Annotated in this window: 17 protein-coding genes; 10 read left to right on the top strand and 7 right to left on the bottom strand. The window is 63.5% G+C overall.

Translation table 11 applies throughout. The features are described from left to right. Positions 1 to 425 precede the first annotated feature (425 nt). From AC0QDI_RS24015 to AC0QDI_RS24025, 3 genes are read left to right on the top strand one after another with little or no spacing between them, the layout of a single operon-like run. On the top strand, positions 426 to 887 hold the full coding sequence (locus tag AC0QDI_RS24015) for a PH domain-containing protein (protein ID WP_474672534.1): 462 nt from the start codon (positions 426 to 428) through the stop codon (positions 885 to 887). Position 888: 1 nt separating this feature from the next. Further along, positions 889 to 2,493 carry a PH domain-containing protein gene (locus AC0QDI_RS24020; RefSeq protein WP_474672536.1) on the top strand — a complete coding sequence of 535 codons (1,605 nt, stop codon included), beginning with the start codon at positions 889 to 891 and terminating at the stop codon, positions 2,491 to 2,493. Positions 2,494 to 2,513: 20 nt separating this feature from the next. Next, positions 2,514 to 3,929, top strand: coding sequence for a class II fumarate hydratase (locus AC0QDI_RS24025; protein ID WP_474672538.1), 1,416 nt, complete (start codon positions 2,514 to 2,516; stop codon positions 3,927 to 3,929). Between the two features lie 70 nt (positions 3,930 to 3,999). Here the strand turns inward: AC0QDI_RS24025 and AC0QDI_RS24030 are convergent, their stop codons facing one another. Then, positions 4,000 to 5,121: a CNNM domain-containing protein gene (locus AC0QDI_RS24030; RefSeq protein WP_474672540.1), complete on the bottom strand. Its 1,122-nt coding sequence runs from the start codon at positions 5,119 to 5,121 to the stop codon at positions 4,000 to 4,002. A 298-nt stretch (positions 5,122 to 5,419) separates the two neighbouring features. Here AC0QDI_RS24030 and AC0QDI_RS24035 point away from each other — a divergent pair, with 298 nt between their 5' ends. Beyond that, the gene (locus tag AC0QDI_RS24035) at positions 5,420 to 5,653 is read left to right on the top strand and encodes an HVO_2901 family zinc finger protein (protein WP_474672542.1); all 234 of its coding nucleotides are present in this window, start codon (positions 5,420 to 5,422) and stop codon (positions 5,651 to 5,653) included. Between the two features lie 111 nt (positions 5,654 to 5,764). Here the strand turns inward: AC0QDI_RS24035 and AC0QDI_RS24040 are convergent, their stop codons facing one another. Beyond that, positions 5,765 to 6,421: an enoyl-CoA hydratase/isomerase family protein gene (locus tag AC0QDI_RS24040; RefSeq protein WP_474672544.1), complete on the bottom strand. Its 657-nt coding sequence runs from the start codon at positions 6,419 to 6,421 to the stop codon at positions 5,765 to 5,767. Between the two features lie 138 nt (positions 6,422 to 6,559). On the opposite strand from AC0QDI_RS24040, the gene AC0QDI_RS24045 reads away from it, so the two are divergent. The 4 genes from AC0QDI_RS24045 (at position 6,560) to AC0QDI_RS24060 (ending at position 11,166) form a co-directional block, all read left to right on the top strand. Continuing rightward, complete coding sequence (locus AC0QDI_RS24045) at positions 6,560 to 7,048, top strand: PH domain-containing protein (RefSeq protein WP_474672546.1); 489 nt, start codon at positions 6,560 to 6,562, stop codon at positions 7,046 to 7,048. Further along, a complete protein-coding gene (locus tag AC0QDI_RS24050; protein WP_474672548.1) occupies positions 7,045 to 8,643 on the top strand; it encodes a PH domain-containing protein in 1,599 nt (532 codons plus the stop codon). Before AC0QDI_RS24045 ends, AC0QDI_RS24050 begins: the two co-directional genes overlap by 4 nt. Positions 8,644 to 9,734: 1,091 nt before the next feature. Then, entirely contained in the window at positions 9,735 to 10,130 is a 396-nt protein-coding gene (locus AC0QDI_RS24055; protein WP_474672550.1) for a DUF5805 domain-containing protein, read from the top strand. Next, positions 10,120 to 11,166 (top strand): tyrosine-type recombinase/integrase, encoded by a 1,047-nt coding sequence (locus AC0QDI_RS24060; protein WP_474672552.1) that lies wholly within the window; start codon positions 10,120 to 10,122, stop codon positions 11,164 to 11,166. The genes AC0QDI_RS24055 and AC0QDI_RS24060 overlap by 11 nt, the downstream gene beginning before the upstream one ends. A 225-nt stretch (positions 11,167 to 11,391) precedes the next feature. Here the strand turns inward: AC0QDI_RS24060 and AC0QDI_RS24065 are convergent, their stop codons facing one another. Genes AC0QDI_RS24065 through AC0QDI_RS24075 form a run of 3 tightly spaced genes read right to left on the bottom strand, consistent with a single transcriptional unit; the run spans position 11,392 to position 14,038 of the window. After that, the gene (locus tag AC0QDI_RS24065; protein WP_474672554.1) at positions 11,392 to 12,180 is read right to left on the bottom strand and encodes an ABC transporter ATP-binding protein; all 789 of its coding nucleotides are present in this window, start codon (positions 12,178 to 12,180) and stop codon (positions 11,392 to 11,394) included. Beyond that, a complete protein-coding gene (locus tag AC0QDI_RS24070; RefSeq protein WP_474672556.1) occupies positions 12,171 to 13,013 on the bottom strand; it encodes an ABC transporter permease in 843 nt (280 codons plus the stop codon). Before AC0QDI_RS24070 ends, AC0QDI_RS24065 begins: the two co-directional genes overlap by 10 nt. Continuing rightward, the gene (locus tag AC0QDI_RS24075) at positions 13,010 to 14,038 is read right to left on the bottom strand and encodes an ABC transporter substrate-binding protein (RefSeq protein WP_474672558.1); all 1,029 of its coding nucleotides are present in this window, start codon (positions 14,036 to 14,038) and stop codon (positions 13,010 to 13,012) included. Before AC0QDI_RS24075 ends, AC0QDI_RS24070 begins: the two co-directional genes overlap by 4 nt. A gap of 261 nt (positions 14,039 to 14,299) precedes the next feature. Between AC0QDI_RS24075 and AC0QDI_RS24080 the strand changes: the two genes are divergently transcribed. Together AC0QDI_RS24080 and AC0QDI_RS24085 are read left to right on the top strand one after the other, a co-directional pair. After that, the gene (locus tag AC0QDI_RS24080; RefSeq protein ID WP_474672560.1) at positions 14,300 to 15,106 is read left to right on the top strand and encodes an N-acyl homoserine lactonase family protein; all 807 of its coding nucleotides are present in this window, start codon (positions 14,300 to 14,302) and stop codon (positions 15,104 to 15,106) included. After that, positions 15,103 to 16,419, top strand: coding sequence for a hydroxyacid-oxoacid transhydrogenase (locus AC0QDI_RS24085; RefSeq protein WP_474672561.1), 1,317 nt, complete (start codon positions 15,103 to 15,105; stop codon positions 16,417 to 16,419). The genes AC0QDI_RS24080 and AC0QDI_RS24085 overlap by 4 nt, the downstream gene beginning before the upstream one ends. Positions 16,420 to 16,439: 20 nt before the next feature. On the opposite strand, the gene AC0QDI_RS24090 is transcribed toward AC0QDI_RS24085, so the two are convergent. Both AC0QDI_RS24090 and AC0QDI_RS24095 read right to left on the bottom strand, forming a co-directional pair. After that, the gene (locus tag AC0QDI_RS24090) at positions 16,440 to 17,366 is read right to left on the bottom strand and encodes a phosphoribosyltransferase HisG-related protein (RefSeq protein WP_474672563.1); all 927 of its coding nucleotides are present in this window, start codon (positions 17,364 to 17,366) and stop codon (positions 16,440 to 16,442) included. A gap of 77 nt (positions 17,367 to 17,443) precedes the next feature. Beyond that, entirely contained in the window at positions 17,444 to 19,324 is a 1,881-nt protein-coding gene (locus AC0QDI_RS24095) for an AAA family ATPase (protein ID WP_474672565.1), read from the bottom strand. Positions 19,325 to 19,331: the final 7 nt, after the last annotated feature.

Consider the following 19,331-nt stretch of genomic DNA (forward strand, 5'->3'; position numbering starts at 1 on the left):
GCGACAGGAAATCGCCTCTCCCTCCCCAGCCGATCGCTGTTCACGGGCGTTGCGAGGCGGTGAAACCGCCTCGACGGTCGCGGCGCGTAGCGCCGCGCTCCGCCCGTCTGCTCACGGCGGCGGAGCCGCCGTTCGCATGGTATGCGAGATCTTCGATCTCGCACTACTCGCGACGACCTCGAACGACGTTGCGACGCGGCTCACACGGCTCACGGTTCCCTGCGGTCCCAGTCTCGCTTTTCGAGGCGCTCACTTCGTTCACGCCTCGCCTCCGTTCGCCGCGACCCAGTGCGTGCCACCGCACACCAGCTAGACGGTCTGGAGCAAAACGTAGCTCCCCGTTACTGAGTAGGGGTCCTTTCTCTCGAGGCCCGTCGTTCGCTCGGAACCGTAGCTTTATCCACCGGTCCTGACACGTTATACGTATGGAATCCCTCCACCCCCGCATCAGGTTGCTCTGGATCGCCCGCGGGGCGATCGCTGCGATCGTCCTCGGCGGGATCCTCTTCGGCCTCGATCAGTGGCAATTCAGCGTTCCGGTGGCGGCAATCGCCGGCGTCGTCGCGATCGGGCTCGCTCTCGGAACCGTCTACGCGCTCCGCCTGTATCAGTGCTGGCGGTTCGAGCTCCAGGACGACGCCCTCTACCTCGAGCGCGGCGTCGTCACGTTCGTCGAAACGGCCGTTCCCTTCGTCCGCGTCCAGCACGTCGACACCCAGTTCGGCCCCGTCGAGCGGGTGCTCGGCCTCTCGAGCGTCGTGGTCTACACGGCCGGCTCCCGGAACGCGGACGTTCGGATCCCGGGGCTGACCCCCGACCGCGCGCGGAGTCTCCAGGACACCCTTCGCGAACTGGCCGTCGAGAGCGAGGCCGAGGACGCCGTCTAATATGAACCGGCTACACCCGCTCAGCGCGGTAACGCTCGCCCTCCAGCGGGGACTGACCGGATTCTCGATTCCGGTGTTCCTCGTGGGGATGGGATCCAGCTTCTTCGACGTCGATATCGACCTGTTATTCGTGCTGGCTCCGATCGGCCTCGTCGCCGGCATCAGCTACGGTATCGCGTACTACTACCGGTTCGCCTACGAAGCGACGCCCGATACCTTCGACGTCACCTCCGGCGTCTTCTCCCGGCGGGCCCGAGAAATACCGTACCGCCGTATCCAGAACGTCGACATCTCGCAGGGCGTGTTCCACCGAGTTCTCGGACTCGCCGTCGTCTCGATCGAGACCGCCGGCGGCGGCGAAACCGAGGCGACGCTGAACTACGTCAGCGAGGGCGAGGCTGAACGCCTCCGGGCCGAAATACGCCGACTGACGGGTAAAACGGACGACGAAGCGGATACCGACGAGCGCGCGGCCCCGGCCGACGGCGACGATTCGGCTACCGATGTCGGCGAAGGGGTACGACGAAAGCGCTCCCGCGACGAGGGGAAACCGACCCTCCTGTTCGACCTCGAATTCCGCGAACTCCTGCTCTACGCCCTGACCTCGTTTCGGTGGGGTGCGGCGGTCTTCCCGATCGCGATACTGTTCTTCTTCGGCGGTGCCAGTTCCGGTTCGGGTCTCGTCCCGTCGTTCGTCCTCGACATCGCTCGGCCGTTCGGAGGCCCGGAAGCGCTCGACGGTGCCGGCATGGGACCCCTCCTCGTGTTGATCGGGATCTCCCTCATCCAGTGGTCGCTCGCCACGTACGTCGCGAGCGCGGTCTACACGGTCGCGAACTACTACGGGTTCCGCCTCGGGCGGGCCGGCGACGATTTCGTCTACGAGCGCGGCCTGATTCAGCGCTACAGCGGCTCGATCCCCGTGGAGAAGGTCCAGTCGGTCACCGTCACCGAGAACCCGCTCCAGCGACTGGTCGGTTACGCCGGTCTCTGGGTCGAAACCGCGGGCTACGGCCCCGATAGTAGCAGCGGCAGCCAGTCGGCCGTCCCCCTGGCCGAGAGCGATCGCGTCTATCGATTCGCCGAGAACCTCACCGGCGTCGAATCGCCGCGATTCCGGAGCCCGCCGACGCTGGCTCGCCGGCGCTACCTCGTCCGGTACGCTATCGTCGCGGCCATCGTCGTCGCTGGAGCCTTCGGACTCGCGCAGTTCACCGGCCTCGAGCGCTGGTATCTCGCCGCGGTCGTCTTCGCCGCGGTGCCCCCCGCGGCGCACCTGAAGTACGTCAACCTCGGCTACTACGTCGGCGACGACCACCTCGTGATCCGGAGCGGGTTCTGGAAGCGCCGGACGACCGTCGTTCCCTACTACCGCATTCAGACGGTCTCGACGCGGCGGTCGATCTTCCAGCGCCGGCTCGGACTGGCGTCACTGGCCGTCGACACCGCCAGTTCGCGCACGTTCGCCTGGGGAACGCCGACGATCGACGACATCGCCCTCGAGACGGCTCGCGACGTGCACGGGACGGGCCGGGAACGGCTCCAGATGGCCTTGCGAGAACGCGCCCGCGCGAACGATATCGGGCTTTCGGTGGATTTTACCTGACCGACCCCGAGCCTCCGCGTATGGCAGACGGAGACGACTACCGAATCGAGGAGGACAGCCTCGGCGAGATGCAGGTACCCGCGGACGCCTACTGGGGTGCCCAGACCCAGCGCGCCATCGGGAACTTCCCCATCTCGGGGATCACCTTCAGCCGGCGGTTCGTCCGCGGGCTCGGCGTCGTCAAGAAGGCCGCCGCGCAGGCCAACCGCGATCTCGGCCTGATCGACGACGACGTCGCCGAGGCGATCATCGAGGCCGCCGACGAGGTCATCGCCGGCGAACACGACGACCAGTTCCCGGTCGATATCTTCCAGACCGGCTCCGGGACCTCCTCGAACATGAACGCCAACGAGGTCATCGCCAACCGCGCCGCCGAGATCATGGGATCGGAGATCGGCGACCGCGTCGTCCACCCCAACGACCACGTCAACTACGGTCAGTCGAGCAACGACGTCATTCCGACCGCGATGCACGTCGCCTCCCTCGAGGCCGTCGAGAAGGACGTCATCCCCGCGCTCGATACCCTCCGCGAGGCGCTCGAGGAGAAAGAAGAAGAGTTCGACGACGTGGTCAAGACCGGTCGAACCCACCTGCAGGACGCGACGCCGGTCACGCTGGGCCAGGAGTTCGGCGGCTACCGGACGCAGGTCGCGAAGGGACTCGCACGCGTCGATCAGGTGCGCGACCACCTCGGCGAACTCGCGCTGGGCGGGACCGCGACCGGGACCGGGCTCAACACCCACGAGGAGTTCCCCGGCCGCGCCGCCGAGTACATCACGAAGGAGACCGGCGTCCAGTTCCGCGAGGCCGACAACCACTTCGAGGCCCAGGCGGCCCACGACGCGATGTCCGAGGCCCACGGCGCGCTGCGAACGGTCGCGGGATCGCTGAACAAGATCGCCAACGACCTCCGCCTGCTCGCCTCCGGTCCCCGTAACGGACTCGGCGAGATCGAACAGCCCGAGAACCAGCCCGGCTCCTCGATCATGCCCGGCAAGATCAACCCGGTCGTCGCCGAGGCCGTCAACCAGGTCCACAAGCAGGTCGTCGGCAACGACGCGGCGGTCTCCGCCGGTGCGGCGGAGGGCCAGATCGACCTCAACCTCTACAAGCCCGTGCTGGCGCACAACTTCCTCGAGTCGGCCGAACTCATCTCGAACGCGAGTCAGGTGTTCGGCGAACGGTTCGTCCGCAAGCTGGAGGCCAACGAGGAGTACTGCGAGTCGCGAGTCGAGCAGTCGATGGCGATGGCCACCTCGCTGAACGTTCACATCGGCTACGACAAGGCCAGCGAGGTCGCCAAGACCGCGCTCAAGGAGGACAAGACCGTCCGAGAAGTAGTGCTCGAGAAAGGATATCTCACCGAGGAAGAAGCCGACGAGGTGCTCGATCCCCGGAAGATGACCGAGCGCGGCATACTCGGGCAGGACGACTGAAACGACTGATCTGACCGTTTTTAGTTCGCTGCTGAGTGCGCTATCGTCTCGTTCCGGTCGTCCGCGACGATCAGCGGTCGATCGGATCGATTCGCCCCTCGTCGAGGGGGTCCTCGATATCGCCCATCACCGCCTCGAGCAGGTCGGTCACGGTCACTAATCCGACGACCTCCCCGTCGTCGGACTGCGTCCGACTGCTCGAGGAACTCCGTCCCTCGCTGTCCTCGATCACCAGCGCAATCTCCTGATTCTCGGCCTGGAACTGGTCGACCGCGTCGCTAACGTCCACGTCGGGGGAGAGCGTCATCGGCGGGGCTGCGAGCTCCTCGAAGTCGATGGTTCCGTCGGCCAGTTCCTGACGATGCCGGACGAAAACCGGCGTGTAGACGATTCCGCGGAAGTCAGTCAGCTCCTCGCCGACGAGCGGATACCGCGTCTGCGGTCGTTCCTCCATCTTCCGGAAGTTTTCCTCGGTATCGTCTTCGGTCGACAGCGCGACGATCTCCTCGGGCGGCACCATCAGCTCGCCGATGGACTGGTCGCCGATCTGGAACGCGTTCATCACCTCCTCGCGGCGCTCGTCGGACAGGTCGCCTTCCTCGAGCACGGAGCCGAGCCGGTTCCGGAGGTCCGCGCGGGACTCGATGACGTCCTCTTCGGTCTCGAGCCACGCGCCGGTCATCTCGATTCCGAAGAGTTTGAGCGTCAGTTTCGCGACGCTATCGCCGAGCGTGATGACCGGCGAAATGAGCCAGTGAAACCAGTACAGCGGCGCGGCACCGTACCGGCAAACCATCCGCGATCGCTCGACGCCCAGATACGTCGGCGTCTGCTCCCCGTGGGTTAGGTGAACGAGGTTGATGATGAGGAACGCGAGGATCGCCCCGCTCCCGATCGAGGCCAGCGCCGTGTTCGCGAACACCGGCTCGAAAATGGCCGCCAACGCGGGTTCGGCCACGATCCCGACGGCGATGCTCGAGGCCGTAATCCCTACCTGACACGTGGTTAGATAGATCTCGAGGTCGTCGGTCATCGCCCAGGCCCGCTCGAGTTTGGGGTTCCCGCTGACGAACTCCTCCTCGGTGAACTGCCGTGCGCGCGTCAGCGCGAACTCGATAGCCACGAAGAAGGCGTTCGCCAGGATCAGTAACACGCCCGCGATCAGTCGACCGGCGATGAGGAGTGGATCCATTACGGCTGCCGTTCGATCGCCGCACACAAATTAGTGGGGAGATCGAACCGAACGAAACCGGGTTTTGGGACCGATATGCCAGCAAACGAACATAGCTCAAAGGCGTTAGTTCACACGGAACACGGGTACGGTCATCTGCCAGCGTTCCGAATACTCGAATTCGGGTAAACACGAACTTTGCCCGTTCTTTATTCCCGATCGGTCGGCGGTAAATCGGGACAGTGACGCCGAATCATCTCGGAATCCGGCGGAATAAAATAACCAAGCAGTTTTAGCTGATGCTCGCGTCTGACGAAATATGCACACCTGTCGCAACTGCAACCAGTCGTTCCAGACCGAGCTCGCCCTCGAGTTGCACCGAGATACGTGCAAAAAGGCACAACTCTTCTGTCAGGTATGCGGGGAGCGGTTCCGAGAGGGAGTGGCGACCCAGGACGGCTGGCACTACGAGTGTCCGAACGAGGACTGTGACGGCGACGGCCTCCAGGAGGATCTCTATCGCGTCGAGGACGTCCGGACGACCGCTCACTGAGCTCGCGATTCGCTTCTCGCGGCCCTCATAGATCCGCTGTCTCGAGCGAGAGGTGAAACGGTGATTCACGGGTTCGCGTCGCTGCCGTCGAAACCCGTCCGATGCGACGGCTCACTCGGGAGCGTACGCGGCCGATTTCAATTCGTGAACCACTGTTGACTCGTGTTCGGCGATCCCGCCGACGAGTTCGCGGGCGGCGTCTCCGACGTCGTCCTCGGCGACGACCCTGTTCGCCAGCCCCAGTTCGCGGGCCCGGTCGGGATCGATCGCGTCGCCGGTGAGGGCGATCTCTTTCGCGGCTCTGGTTCCGACGATCCGCTCGAGGGGTGCGATCGTGTGCGTCGCGGCGATCCCGAAGCGCACTTCTGGCAGAGACAGCGTCGTCTCCTCGCCGACGACGAGGAAGTCACAGTGCAGCGAGAGGATGAAGCCGATGCCGACGAGTGCCCCGCGGGCCGCCACGGCCGTCGAATACGGCCGCGATGCGAGGAAGCCGTAGATCTCGTCGTTCAAGTCGTCGATCTGGTCCGCGTACGTTTCGTCGTACTCCTCGTCGGCGACGATCTCCCTGTCCATTCCGACACAGGTCGCCGGGCCGTCGCCGGCGACGATGAGCCCGTCCACCGCCACCTCCGGCAACTCGACGAGGGCATCACGTAGCTCGGAGTGGAGTTCGAGGGTGACCGCGTTGCGTTTGTCCGGGCGGTTCAGTCGGACGGTAGCGATCCCATCGGATCGATCCACCGCGACGAGGTCGTCTGTTGCCATATCGGTCACCGCCCGTCAATCAGCATAAATTCGGGGGGTGACCGAACTGAACGCGATCCGAATCGATCGAACTCTCACGGAGTGCGAACCGCCGCCGCTTTCCCACCCTTTAATCGCGTTTGTTCCGTGACGATACGTATGGAACGGCTCACCCCGCGAGTGCGAGGCGTCTGGCTCGTTCTCGCGTTCGTTCGAGCCGCGATTTTCGGTGGGATCATCGTCGGCGGGGCGATCGCTCTCTCCCGCACCGATCTCTGGACCGACGCGCCGGGCGCACTCGTCCCGGCCGCCGTCGCGATCGCCCTCTCACTCGCCGTCCTGCGGGTCGTCGTCGCCTGGCTGCGATACGGCGTCTGGCGGTTCGACCTCCGGGACGACGATCTCTACATCGAACGCGGCGTCTTCACGCGAACCAAGACGGTCGTCCCCTACGTCCGGGTCCAGCACGTCGACTCCAGACGCTCGCCGCTCGAGCGAACCGTCGGCCTCGCGACGGTGGTGGTGTACACGGCCGGCTCGCGGAGTTCCGACGTCGCGATCCCCGGTCTGACGCCGGCACGCGCGGAGGAGCTACAGGAATCGCTGCGCCGGCTCGCGATCGAGAGCGAGGGTGAAGACGCCGTATGAAGAAACTCCACCCGGCGTCGGTCGCCGTCCGATCGCTCTCGAGAAGCCTCAACACCGGCTTCGTTTTCTTTGTCGTCGGTATCGTCGTCTCGCCCGGCGGCAACGGGATGGATCTGCTCTCGGTGTTCGGCCTCGTCCTGTTCGGTGTTGGTATCGGGATCGTCTACGAGTTCGCCTACTACCAGCGATTTCGGTACGAACTCACCGAAGACACGTTCGACGTTACCTCCGGGGTGATATCGCGTCGGGACCGCGAACTCCCCCTCGGTCGGGTCCAGAACGTCGATATTCGACAGAACGTGATCGAACGGCTCCTCGGCATCGCCGCCGTCCACGTCGAAACCGCCGGGGGCGGCGAGACTGAGGTCAGCCTCAGGTACGTCGACGAGTCGGAAGCCCGGCACCTCAGGCGGCAATTGCGACGCGGCGCGAGCGCCGAGACGGGCGAAGCGGACGACGAGGCGACGCTCGAGGACGGGGACGACGCGGCCGAACCCGCCGCGGAGCCGTCGGCGGACGAAGAGCTCCTGTTCGAGATCGAACCCCGCGAACTCGCGATCTTGAGCGTCTTCACCATCGATCCGGGAGCCAGCGTCCTGGGCGGTATCGCGCTCTCGTTCGCCAGCGGGTTCGATCCCGACACGTTGCTCCCCGCGGATCGAATCGCGGGACTTCCGGGGCCGGCGACGGGTATCTTCCTCCTCGCGTGGGGTGTCTTGCTCTTCGTCCTCGCCGCCTGGATCGTCAGCGCGATCCTCACGTTCACCCGCTACTACGGCTTCCGGCTCACTCGCGTCGACGACGAACTCTACTACGAACGGGGGCTCCTCCAGCGCTACAGCGGGACGATCCCCCTCGAGAAGGTCCAGACGCTGACGATCTCGGAGTCGATCCCCTTCCGGTGGTTCGGCTACGCCGCGCTGGGCGTCGAGACGGCCGGGTACGCGCCCGGTCAATCCGGCTCCCGCGGGACGGAATCCGCGATTCCGCTCGCCGACGCCGACCGCGTGGCCGGGCTCGCACGCGCGATCGAACCGTTCGGTCCGGTGAATCTCGAGTCGCCGCCGCGTCGCGCTCGAGAACGCTATGCGGTCCGCTACCTGCTCGTCATCGCCACGATCGTCGGGAGCGCGTACGTAGTAGCGCGCTACACCGCAATCGTTCGCCAGTGGTACGTCCTCGCCGTTCTCGCCGCGTTCGTTCCCGTGGCCGCCCACTTGAAGTGGTCGAACCGGGGGTACCGCGTCGGCGATCGGTACGTCCTCACGCGGACGGGATTCTGGCGACGAACGACGAAGGTCGTTCCTTACTACCGAGTGCAGGCCGTCCTCCACGAAGCGACGATCTTTCAGCGTCGCCGTCGTCTCGCCAGCGTGACGGCCGACACCGCGAGTTCCGCCTCCTTCTTCGGCCGGGCAGCGACGGCCCACGACATCGACGCCGAGCGGGGCCTCGAGTTGCAAGCGACGATCGAGGAGCGACTGCAGGAGCGACTCCGGATACGGAAGCACCGGCGCTCGACCGATCGGAGATTTCGGGACGCCGCGGAATCGACGGACGGCGAATCGTCAGTTGACGAAGACGATGTGATTTAAGCCGACCACAGTCTGGCCATCGTTCAGTGGCGCCACTCTCGCAGATACGTATAGCGGTATATGATTTATGAGACCGAGGTCGGACACTATTCGTCGCAAAATATTGCGTGAGAAACACACGCAATGGTATCGAGGACTTCGATCTGTCGACCGATACAACCTCGGGCGCAGAGAGAGCCGGGCCGTGTAACACTGGCGGGGAAGACCAACGATAACCCAACCAAAACGCCCTCAGTCGCGTTCTGAGACGATCCGAGCCGATCACGGACACTTGGTCACGACGAGACGTTCTCTGGCGAGAGAGTCATCGGAGGAGTCGTGACTGGCATGCTACGATCGGGATGGCTCTCAGTGTACTGGGATCATCGAAATACACGCAAGGAGAGGGGACTCGCGGAACAGATTGCGACGGAGGCGGGTCGTTTGCCGGATCGATCACGAAACTGCATCGCCTGCAACGCCTGCAACGCCGATATCGATGATGAGATACGTCGAACGCAAGCCCATCGAGACCGACTTCGCATCCTGCCTCCCACCAGCGAGCGAGTCCATCGATGCGATCCTGGTTCGAGGGACGATGCCAGACACTGCGATAGTTGCCACCCTCGTGAAAGGGATCGATAATTCGATGAACCCCAGCGAAATTCAGCCATCATCAGGCGATCGTTCGAGCGTGCCATCGAATCGAACTCCTTCCGTTTGAAGGGACTCGCTGATTCGATCGACCGTCGAAGCGGAGGCCGATCGATACCCTCCGCTCGAGCGATATCGGCCATCGTTATCGAGGGGGCCAAACGGTAACTGCGGGTCGTCGTGAGAGACGAATCGAAATCGGTTGCAGACCGCACGAGACAAAATCCCCACACGAATACGGACACCATCTCAACTCGTCAACTCAACTTTCGCGTATCTATATATTGGATTGTGGGGCCACATTCAACGATCTAATATCCAAATTTGTGTCACCTTTTATATTTACATCTCGAACGGTGTCACCTCATTTGGCGTAATTAGGGGCATGCCATCGGAGATAAATATACTTAGCTCGAATAATGGGTAGATTGAAGATCACCGCGTCTGATAGACGACGTATGAGCGATTCGGCGGATACATCTCGAGCCGCTGTCAAGACTTACGTCCCGTCCTACCAGAAATCGGAGTGGCAATCGCACGCCGACGAACTCGATATGAGTCAGAGCGAGTTCGTCCGGACGATGGTGCAGGCGGGACGAAAGGGGTTCGAATCCGACTCTGCGGAACCCGATTCTCCGGACCCAGACCCTGGGGGTAACGCCCTCGAAACGCAGGTCCTTAAACTCCTCTCAGCTGACACGTATTCGTGGGACGAACTGCTCGAGGCGGTCTCCGACGACATCGAGTCGCGACTGGACGAGACGCTCGAGGAACTACAATCGAGCAATCGGATTCGATACAGCGGACGCCACGGCGGATACACGACGGTCGACGGTGGTGGCGATGGCGACTGAACCCACCGGCGACGCGCCGGCGGACGTGACGGATCCGATCGCGTACTTCCTCGACGACCAGCGCTATCACGGCAAGAGCGAACGGACGCTCGAGGCGTACGAGCGGGTGCTTCGGCGGTTCCAGGCGTTTCTCGCCGATCAATTCGACGTCGAGGCCGTCGGACGGGCTCAGCGGCGGGAGTGCATGGCCTGGATTCACTCGCTGCGCGGCGAGTTCGAAGACAGCACGATCGCGTCCTACGCGTCCTATCTCAACCGATTCTACGACTACATGACCCGCGTCGGCGCCTTCGACGACAATCCGATGGCGCTCGTCATGGAGGAGATGTCCGAATCGATCGATACGAACCCGACGAGACGCGACATCTCCGTCGGTGAAATGCGGTCGTTCGTCGGAACGATCGCTCATCCCCTCGAGCGATGCGTCATCGTCGCCCTCCTCAAGACGGGGATGCGTGTCGGCGAGTGCTGTAACCTCGATCTGCGGGATCTACACCTCGAGCTGCCCGAAATCGACCTCGAGTGGGAGCCCCGCGTCGGCCTCGAGCGGCGGCCCTCGTCGGTGTTCGTCTCGTCCGAGCCGGCCCGCGGAACGACCGTCAACGGCGAGGAACGGACGGCATCGAACAAGCGAAAGCGGGATACGGTCGTCCCGGTCGACGACGAGCTTCGAGCGGCGTTGCTCGAGTGGCTGGCGATCCGCCCCGACGCGATATCGCCGGCGCGGCCGCTCTTCCTCGATACCGGGTCGTCGTGGGGCGAACGGTTGACACCGTCGGACGTCCGCTATATCATCCAGAAGCACGCTCGAGAGTACGGCTGGTACCGGACCGGCGGCGGAACGAAGGAGAACGTCACGCCGCACTACTTTCGGCACTTCTTCACCACGCATCTCCGGGACCGAACCGGTGATCGAGGGATCGTGCAGTACCTCCGGGGCGACGTCGCCGGCGACGTGATCGATACCTACACCCACAACTGGGGCGACCGCGTTCGAGAGACCTATCTCGAGTCCGTTTACTCCGTCATTCGATAACCGAACGCCAACAGGCCGGCCGACCGGTTGTTCGACTATGTAGTCAGGTTCGAATCCGTTATTTGTCCAGGATTCGCTGCAGCTCGGTGTTGAATCGAACGATAGTATCGTCTGGCGACCGGTTCTTTTATCGAAAGTCGACCAACCATCTCTATAATTACTATGAATGTACTCAAATAATCTGCTCTATTTCACTCCTTTAAACTCTATTTCGCTATACCAACATCAAGAGTTAGTGCCTGCCGGACTTCCGAGTTCAGTTCTGATTCTCGTGACGTAGTCGACGAAGGCACGATCCGTCCGCTCCCGCGGGCGCGCTCTATCGATAGAGACGGTCGACTGCACCGCCCCGGGGTCGGCTTCCATGACGATCACGCGATCGGCCAGCGTCACCGCCTCGTCGATATCGTGCGTGACGAACACGACGGTCTGACCGGTCTGCGTCCAGATGTCGAGTAACTCGGAGTGCAAGCGGTCGCGCGTCCGAGCGTCGACACTGCCGAACGGTTCGTCCATCAAGAGGATCTCCGGATCGACGGCGAGGGCGCGAGCGATACCGACGCGCTGTTTCATGCCGCCGGATAGCTCCTTCGGATACGCGTCCTCGAAGCCCTCGAGCCCCACCAGGTCGATCAACTCCCGGACCCGTGCCTCGCAGTCGGGGCAATCACACGCGGGCCGATCGAGGCCGAACCGGATATTCCCGCGGACGGTTCGCCAGGGGAACAGTGCGTACTCCTGAAAGACCATCCCCCTGTCCAACCCAGGACCAGTAACCGGGTCTCCGCCGACCAGTATCGATCCACCATCCGGATCGTCGAGTCCGGCGATCGCCCGCAACAGCGTACTCTTCCCACACCCGGACGGACCGACGACACAGCAGAACTCGCCCTCCGCCACCGTGAACGAGACGTCTGCGAGCGCTTGCGTCGACTCATACGATCTGCTGACGTTCTGTACAGCGATCTTCGCGCTTGACTCTCGACTGGTGGACGAGTCCCTACTTAGCGCCATGCGAGTACCCTCCGTTCGACGAGTCGGAACCCGACATCCATACAGAGGTACGCCAGGCTGATCAGGAACATGTATGCGACGCTGGTCGCCATCGCGAGGTTGTTCGAGGCGTTGATGATCTCGTAGCCGACGCCGGGCGCACCGAACAGTTCGGCTCCGACGACGATCATCCAGCAGCGACCGATGCTCGTCCGGAACCCCGTCAACACCTGTGGAGCAGCACTGGGGAGTGCGACGAGTTTCAGCATCGAGAGATCGCGCTCCACACCGAGCGTCGACGCGGCGTCGGTCAGTTCGCTCGAGACGCCTTCGACGCCACCGTAGGCGCCGTAGAAGTTGATCCAGAACGCGCCGACGAAGACGATGAATGCCGCACCGGTGTGGTGAATGCCAAACCAGACGATCGCGAAGACGACCCACGCCAGGGGCGGAATCGGCCGGAGAACCCGAACGAGTGGCCGCAACCAGTCGTCGAGCGCACCGTTCCAGCCCATCGCCAGTCCCAGACTGATACCACAGCTGGCACCGAGGAGGAGGCCAGGAACGTAGTGGAACAACGTCTGTACGAGGTGCGCGAGCCCGGTCGGCAGTATCAGACTCGATTCCAAGACGGGGACCACGATCGTAGTCGAGGTCGCGAACAGGTCGACGAACGCGCGTACCGAATCAAGCGGTCCCGGTACCAGATACGACGGCTGGGTCGTTAGCGCGCCAACCCACCAGACGATGAGGAACACGAGGAGCCCACCCAACCCGCGCAGATACCGCCACAGCTCTCCCTCGAAGTCGCCGGGGACCGCCGCGTTGGAACTGGTGTCGGTACGCGTACTCATACCTGAATAGCGTCGTAGGGATCGAGCGCGAACAGGTTCTCCGTCGCGATCGGTTCCTCGATGTTGCCGACGTTCGCGACGAATTCGCCCATCGTCGCGGCCTGATCGTTGATCGCGCGTGGATCCGAGAGGAAATCAGACGCCTGTGAGTCCATAGCCGCCGTAGCGAGGTCCTTGCTCACGCCGGAGCCGATGACCGAGGCGGCGTGGGAAGCGGCCGCATCCGCTGAATCTGCCGTGAACTCGGTCGCCGCGGTATGCTGTTCGACGAGCGACTGTGAGATTTCGCTGTCATCGATCACCTGCTGGTTCGCGAACAACACTGTGACCGGATGGTTTTCCAAAATGTTTCCAGACCAGACGAGTTCGTCAACGCCGTCGTCCTGACCGATGATGGTCGCGAACGGTTCCTGGATGATCGTCGCGTCGATGTCGCCCGATTGGATCGTCCGGATCGCCTTCGCCGGTGGGACTTTCGACTTGTTAATTGCGGACTCCATCTCACCGGCGTTGAGAACCTCCCGGATCCAGTATCGGAGGACGATGTCGGGAACGCTCCCGTCGGGTGGGGGACCGAACCGTATCTTTCGACCATACTCCTGCTCGAAGCGCTCGAACGTTGCTACTCCTTCCTGTTCGTAGAGATCGACGAGCTCGGTCGTCCCCATGACCTTGAAGCCGTTTCTCGAGTTCGACGCGAGGACGCCGGCGTCGGTGCCTTTGTCGACGAGGACTATCGCGGGGGTGATTCCGAAGAGCGCAGCGTCGACATCTCCGCTGGCAAACGCCGTGACGACACTGGGACCAGAACTAAATCGCTCGATAGTGACAGCTACTGGAATGTCGTCGTAGTAGCCCTCTTGCTCCATTACGTAGTGTTGCATGTTCGGGTAAATCGGGACGTACGCGACCGTGAGGGAGTCGAGTGACCCGTCTCCTCGACCGAGACAGCCAGCGATTCCCGTTGCCGCAATCGTGGTTGCACCTGTCCTCTGGATCAGTCGTCGTCGCGAGAGTTGAACCATCGATGTTAATAATACCACCTCCAATTCTAATAATACCTATGATTTGAAAAGGTAGAGATGATATTTATAGGAGCTTGAGAGCGTAGATGTTGCTAGAGTCAGCGTGGGCTCAGCGAGAGGGTCATCCTTCCGTGCCGATCCGTCTCTGAGCTATCAGTTCCACCAACGGGGCAGTCTCGAGACCGTCGAACAGTCATTACCGGTGACGGGCCCTCCCGAAGCATTATTAGCCGTTGTGTTGGCATGTCGTTGTGGTATCATATGACAGACGCTACCGTCCACGTGCTCGATCGCGGCAGTCTCGACGTCGACATGAACTACATGATGGAGGGCCACGTGCTCGGCACGCACGACGAGCCGAATCCCGACATCGACTACGGCGAAATACCGGTCTGGAGCCTCGTCATCGATCACCCCGAGGGGACGATCCTCTGGGACACCGGCTCCCACCACGACGCCCTCGAGGGGCACTGGCCCGACGGGTTGTTGCAGGCGTTTTATCCCTACGACGCCCACGAGCATCGCCTCGACGACGACCTGAACGAGGCCGGGTTCGGAATCGACGACATCGACTACGTCTTCCAGAGCCACCTGCACCTCGACCACGCCGGCGGACTGGAGTTCTTCGACGGGACGGACGTCCCCGTTTTCGTTCACGAGACGGAACTCAAGTACGCCTACTACAGCGCCAAGACGGAGGAAGGAAGCGGGGCGTACATTCTCGAGGACTTCGATCACGACCTGAACTGGCGCGTGTTACATCGGGATCGTGAGTGCCACTTCGCGGACCTGGAGTTCGTCCGCTTCCCGGGACACACTCCCGGGCTCACCGGGACGGTACTCCACCTCGACGGCGAGGAGACGCTCGTGTTCACCGGTGACCAGGTCTACATGGCCGACAACTTCGAGGCGGAGATCCCCCTCGGTGCGAACCTCCTCTGGGGGAAGACCGAGTGGTTCGACAGTCTCCGTCGAATCCAGGAACTCGAGCGGCGTCACGACGCTGAAATCGTCTACGGACACGACCCCGAACAGTTCGAGGCCATGCAGCCGGGGTGGGGGCTGTGAGCTACGACAGGTCGGTCTCCGCCAGCCCGCACGAACTCGCGCCGGAAACCGTCTGGCACGTCCAGATGCCACAGATTCGCGTCGGCCGCGGCGCGGTCAGGGAGCTCGGATTCCAGCTGGAGGACCTGGGCGTCGCCGGGGACGCGCGCGGACTGCTCGTGACCGACGAAACGCTCGCCGAGATCGGCCACGCGGGGCGGGTCGCCGACCACGTCGAGGACGAAGGGTTCGACGTCGATATCTACGACGAGTCGGAGCGCGAACCGTCGATCGAGGCCGTCGAGGACTGCATCTCGTTCGTCCGCGAGGAGATGGGCCAAGACGGCTACGACTTCTACGTCGGGCTCGGGGGCGGGAGCTGTCTCGACACCGCGAAGACGACCCGCGCTGTCGTCGCTAACGGCGGCGAGATCCTCGATTACGTCGCCGAGCCGACGGGCTCGGGCGAGGCGCTGACGGACTCGGGCCCGCCCCTCGTCTTGCTCCCGACGACGGCCGGGACGGGGTCGGAGATCTCGCCGGTCGCGATCCTCTCCGTCGCCGAGAAAGACATCAAGGAGGGGATCTCGAGCAACAACGTGCGGGCGGACGCGGCGGTGCTCGATCCGACGCTGACCACGTCACTCCCGCCGGATCTCACCGCGAAGACGGCGATGGACGCGCTCGGACACGCCATCGAGGGGTACACCACTCATCGGTACGACGATCTCCTCCGCCCCGAAAATCCCGCAGATCGCCCGGTGTACGCCGGCCGAACCGGCTTCACCGAACTGTTCAGCGAGAAGGCGATCGCCCTCCTCTCGAGCAACGTTCGACGGGCGGTCAACAACGGCGACGATCTCGAGGCTCGCGAGGCGATGTTGAAGGGGGCACTGTACGGTGCGATCGCCGGGCTGACGGCCGGCGCGAGCCTCTGTCACGCGATGGCGTATCCGGTGGGGAACAAGTATCACACCTACCACGGGGAGACCATCGCCGCCCTCACGCCGGCGAGCACGCTCGGGTACAACGTCGCCAGCGATCCCGAACGCTTCGCGGACATCGCGGAGATGCTCGGCGCGAATACGGACGGTCTGGGTACCCGCGCGGCCGCCGATCGCGCCCGCGAGGAGTTCGTCGCCCTCCAGCGAGATCTGAACGTCCTGCCGAGCGGGCTCCACGAACTCGCCGGCGTCACCGAAGACGAGATCGACTGGCTGGCCGAGCAAACGGTCGACACCCAACAGCGGCTGCTCCGATGTAACCCGCGACCGGTGACGAAAGACGACGTCGCGGAAATCTTCCGCGACTCGCTGCACAACTGGGAGGAATAACTCGAAACCGCGATCGCGCCCTATCCGCCGACCGCGAGTTCCGTCTCGAGGTCGGCCCCGTCAAGCAACGATCGAACGAGGTCGACCGTCTCCGTGGTCTCCGCCGCGTTCTCGAGCAACACCGTCTCGCTGGGGAACAGTTGCTCGCCCAGCAAGAGGCCGTGATCGCGGGCGGTCGAACCGGTGACGGTCAGGTAGACGCCGAGTCCCGCGTCGGCGATGGCCGCCTCCTCCTCGCGGCCCTCCTCTGGGTAGCGAAATTCGACTCCGTCGAGCGTTCGCGTCCCGAGTACGGCCTGAACGAGCCGTTCGTATCTGGGCTCGATACAGAGCGCTCCCTCGTAGGCCTCCAGGAACTCCCGATCGACCGATTCGGCGGACGAAACGACGTCGGGCGTGGCCAACAGCGTGTGGTAGACCGTGTCGCCGAGCCCGGTGACGACCTTGACGTCGGTGTCGGAGGGATCGATTCGAGCGTTCACGTCGGCGATCCGGTCGAGCGGCTCCGGTCGCAGTTCGACGACCTCCTCGAGGACGAGATCGGCGCTGTCGAAGCCGAGCGCGAATTCGTGGGTCCGAAGCGAACGGAACGGCTCCTCGCGACCCACGAGCTGGATCGACGCGTCGTCGGGTGCGCCCTCGACAGCCGCGAGCGGGATCGTCACGCTGTCGAAGACGATTCGCCGCGGCTTCCCGGCGCGGTCGTCTCGCACCAGCGTGTACTCGGGTTCGGTCGGATCGTCGACGGCGCTGTAGTCGGCGAGACGATGGTAGACGTCCGCTGTCTCGGGGTCGACGCTGTCCTTCGTGACCGCCTTCTCGTGGCGGAGCGTCGACGTGATATCGTCCGCGAGTTCGGGAACGTCGAGGCGACCTGCGATTCGGTCGAGCACCGACTCGAGCGGTCGCCCCTTTCGTGGCACAGCGATCGGTATCGTCTCGCCCATCGACCGACTCTCTACCGGCGATAGATAAACGAGTTGTGTTTCAGAAACAGCGGTGCCCGATCCGTCGCGGTCCGCACTCAGTCCGAGAACATCGAGCCGAGCTGGTCGCGCCACTCCTGGATGTCCGTGACGTCCGCCTGCACGTCCTCGAGGTCGTCCGCGACCGTCTCGAGGTCGTCTTCGACGCGATCGATTTCGTCTTCAGTCGCCTCGAGATCGTCTTCGAGTTCGGCGACGTTGGCATCGATCTCCTCGACTTCGTCGGTCAGATCGTCGACGGTATCGTCGAGTTCGTCGACGTCGTCAGCGACACCGCCGATATCCGACTCGAGATCGGCGTTCCAATCGGAGAGATCCGCGATATCGTCGTCGAGTTCGTCGACCCGCGAGTCCGTCCCGGCGAGTCGATCGTCCATCGACGCGAAGTCGTCCTCGAGCCCCTCGATATCGGTCTGGAGCTCCTCGATGAGCTGTGCGCCGGTGCCGTTCTCCTCGAGGAACGTCTCGAGCGCATCGGTGTAGGCGGTGACCTCCTCGACGCGGCGCTGGAGGTGTTCGACTTTCGCGATCTCCGGGCCAGCGGGCTCGAGATCGAGTTCGGATCGAACGGTCTCGAGTTCGGCCTCGTCGACCGTCCCGTCGCGAATTTCGGCTGCGAGTCTGGCCGCGATCGACTCGTCGGAGTCGGGGTCGGCGTCGGGGGTTGTGGCGGCCGGGTCGGCTGTGTCGTCGGAGTCGCCGCCCGTCTCGACTGACTCGTCGGAGTCGTCTCTAGTGTCCGATTCGTCATCCGCGGTTGGTTCGTCATCCGCGACTGGGTCGTCCTCCGCAGCTGGTTCGTCATCCGCGACTGGGTCGTCCTCCGCAGCTGGTTCGTCCTCCGCGGCCGGCGTCTCGGGCTCGGAATCAGCCGTCTCGAGCGAGTCGTCCGCGGCTTCGGCGTCGCTCGCGGACTCCTCATCGTCGACCGTCGCAGTCGACTCATCGTCCTCGACGGTTGACTCGTCAGCAGCCGTCTCCATCGTCGCGTCCGTCTCTGCAGCTTGGTCGTCCGCGGAGCCGTCGGCTGGCTCGTCGGTCGCGGTCACCGCTTCGTCCTCGAGATCGAGTTCGATCTCGGGTTCGTCAGCATCGTCCCCTTCGACCGGCGGTTCGTCGTCCGCCGCCAGCTCGAGGTCGACGCCGAGTTCGTCATCCGACGCCTCGCTGCCGTCATCGACTTCGGGTTCCGGAATCTCTTCTTCCTCGAAGCCGAGATCGATATCCGGCGTCTCGTCGTCCTCGTCGTCCGATTCGACGTCGACCGGCTCCGGATCGGGATCGACATCCCCGAGATCGAGATCGAGCCCCGCCGAATCGTCTGCCGGTGCATCCGCGGTCGCGTCAGCCTCAATGTCCGACTCCGGTGCCGAATCGGCATCGGCCTCGTCGACCGCAGCCTCATCGTCCTGGCTCTCCTCGTCCTCGAGTCCCGGAACGGTGTCCGAGTCGCCGGCGATCATGTCCTTGACGGCCTGATTGCGATCCTCGGAGACGATGTTGCTAATGACCTCGTCGTCCACTTCGTCGGCGCTCGAGCGGTCGTCATCGTCGGTATCGAGTTCGACGACCGACGGCTCCGTGAGGAACTCGGCGGCCCGGCTCTCGTCGTCGAGTTGGATGCCGAAGACCGTCACCAGCTGGTCGCCGGGCTCGAGCGAACCGGTGAATTCGACGTGGTTGTCCTGATAGGCCGTCCAGTCGTCGCTGTGATAGTCGGGGTGGAATCCGACTTTGTCCATCGGGAACGATTCGGGGATGTCCTCGGAGAGCTGAAACGTAACCGGGTCGTCGCGGTCCGATTCGATCTCGAACCGGATCGCGGGAACCGGGAACTCGTCAGCTGCGAACGTCTTCCGGACGGAGATCCCGTCTGCGCTGACCTCGATCTCGTCGTCCGTATCGGCGCTGGTGCTCATATGAGAC

Source organism: Natrinema sp. LJW11, assembly GCF_056135975.1.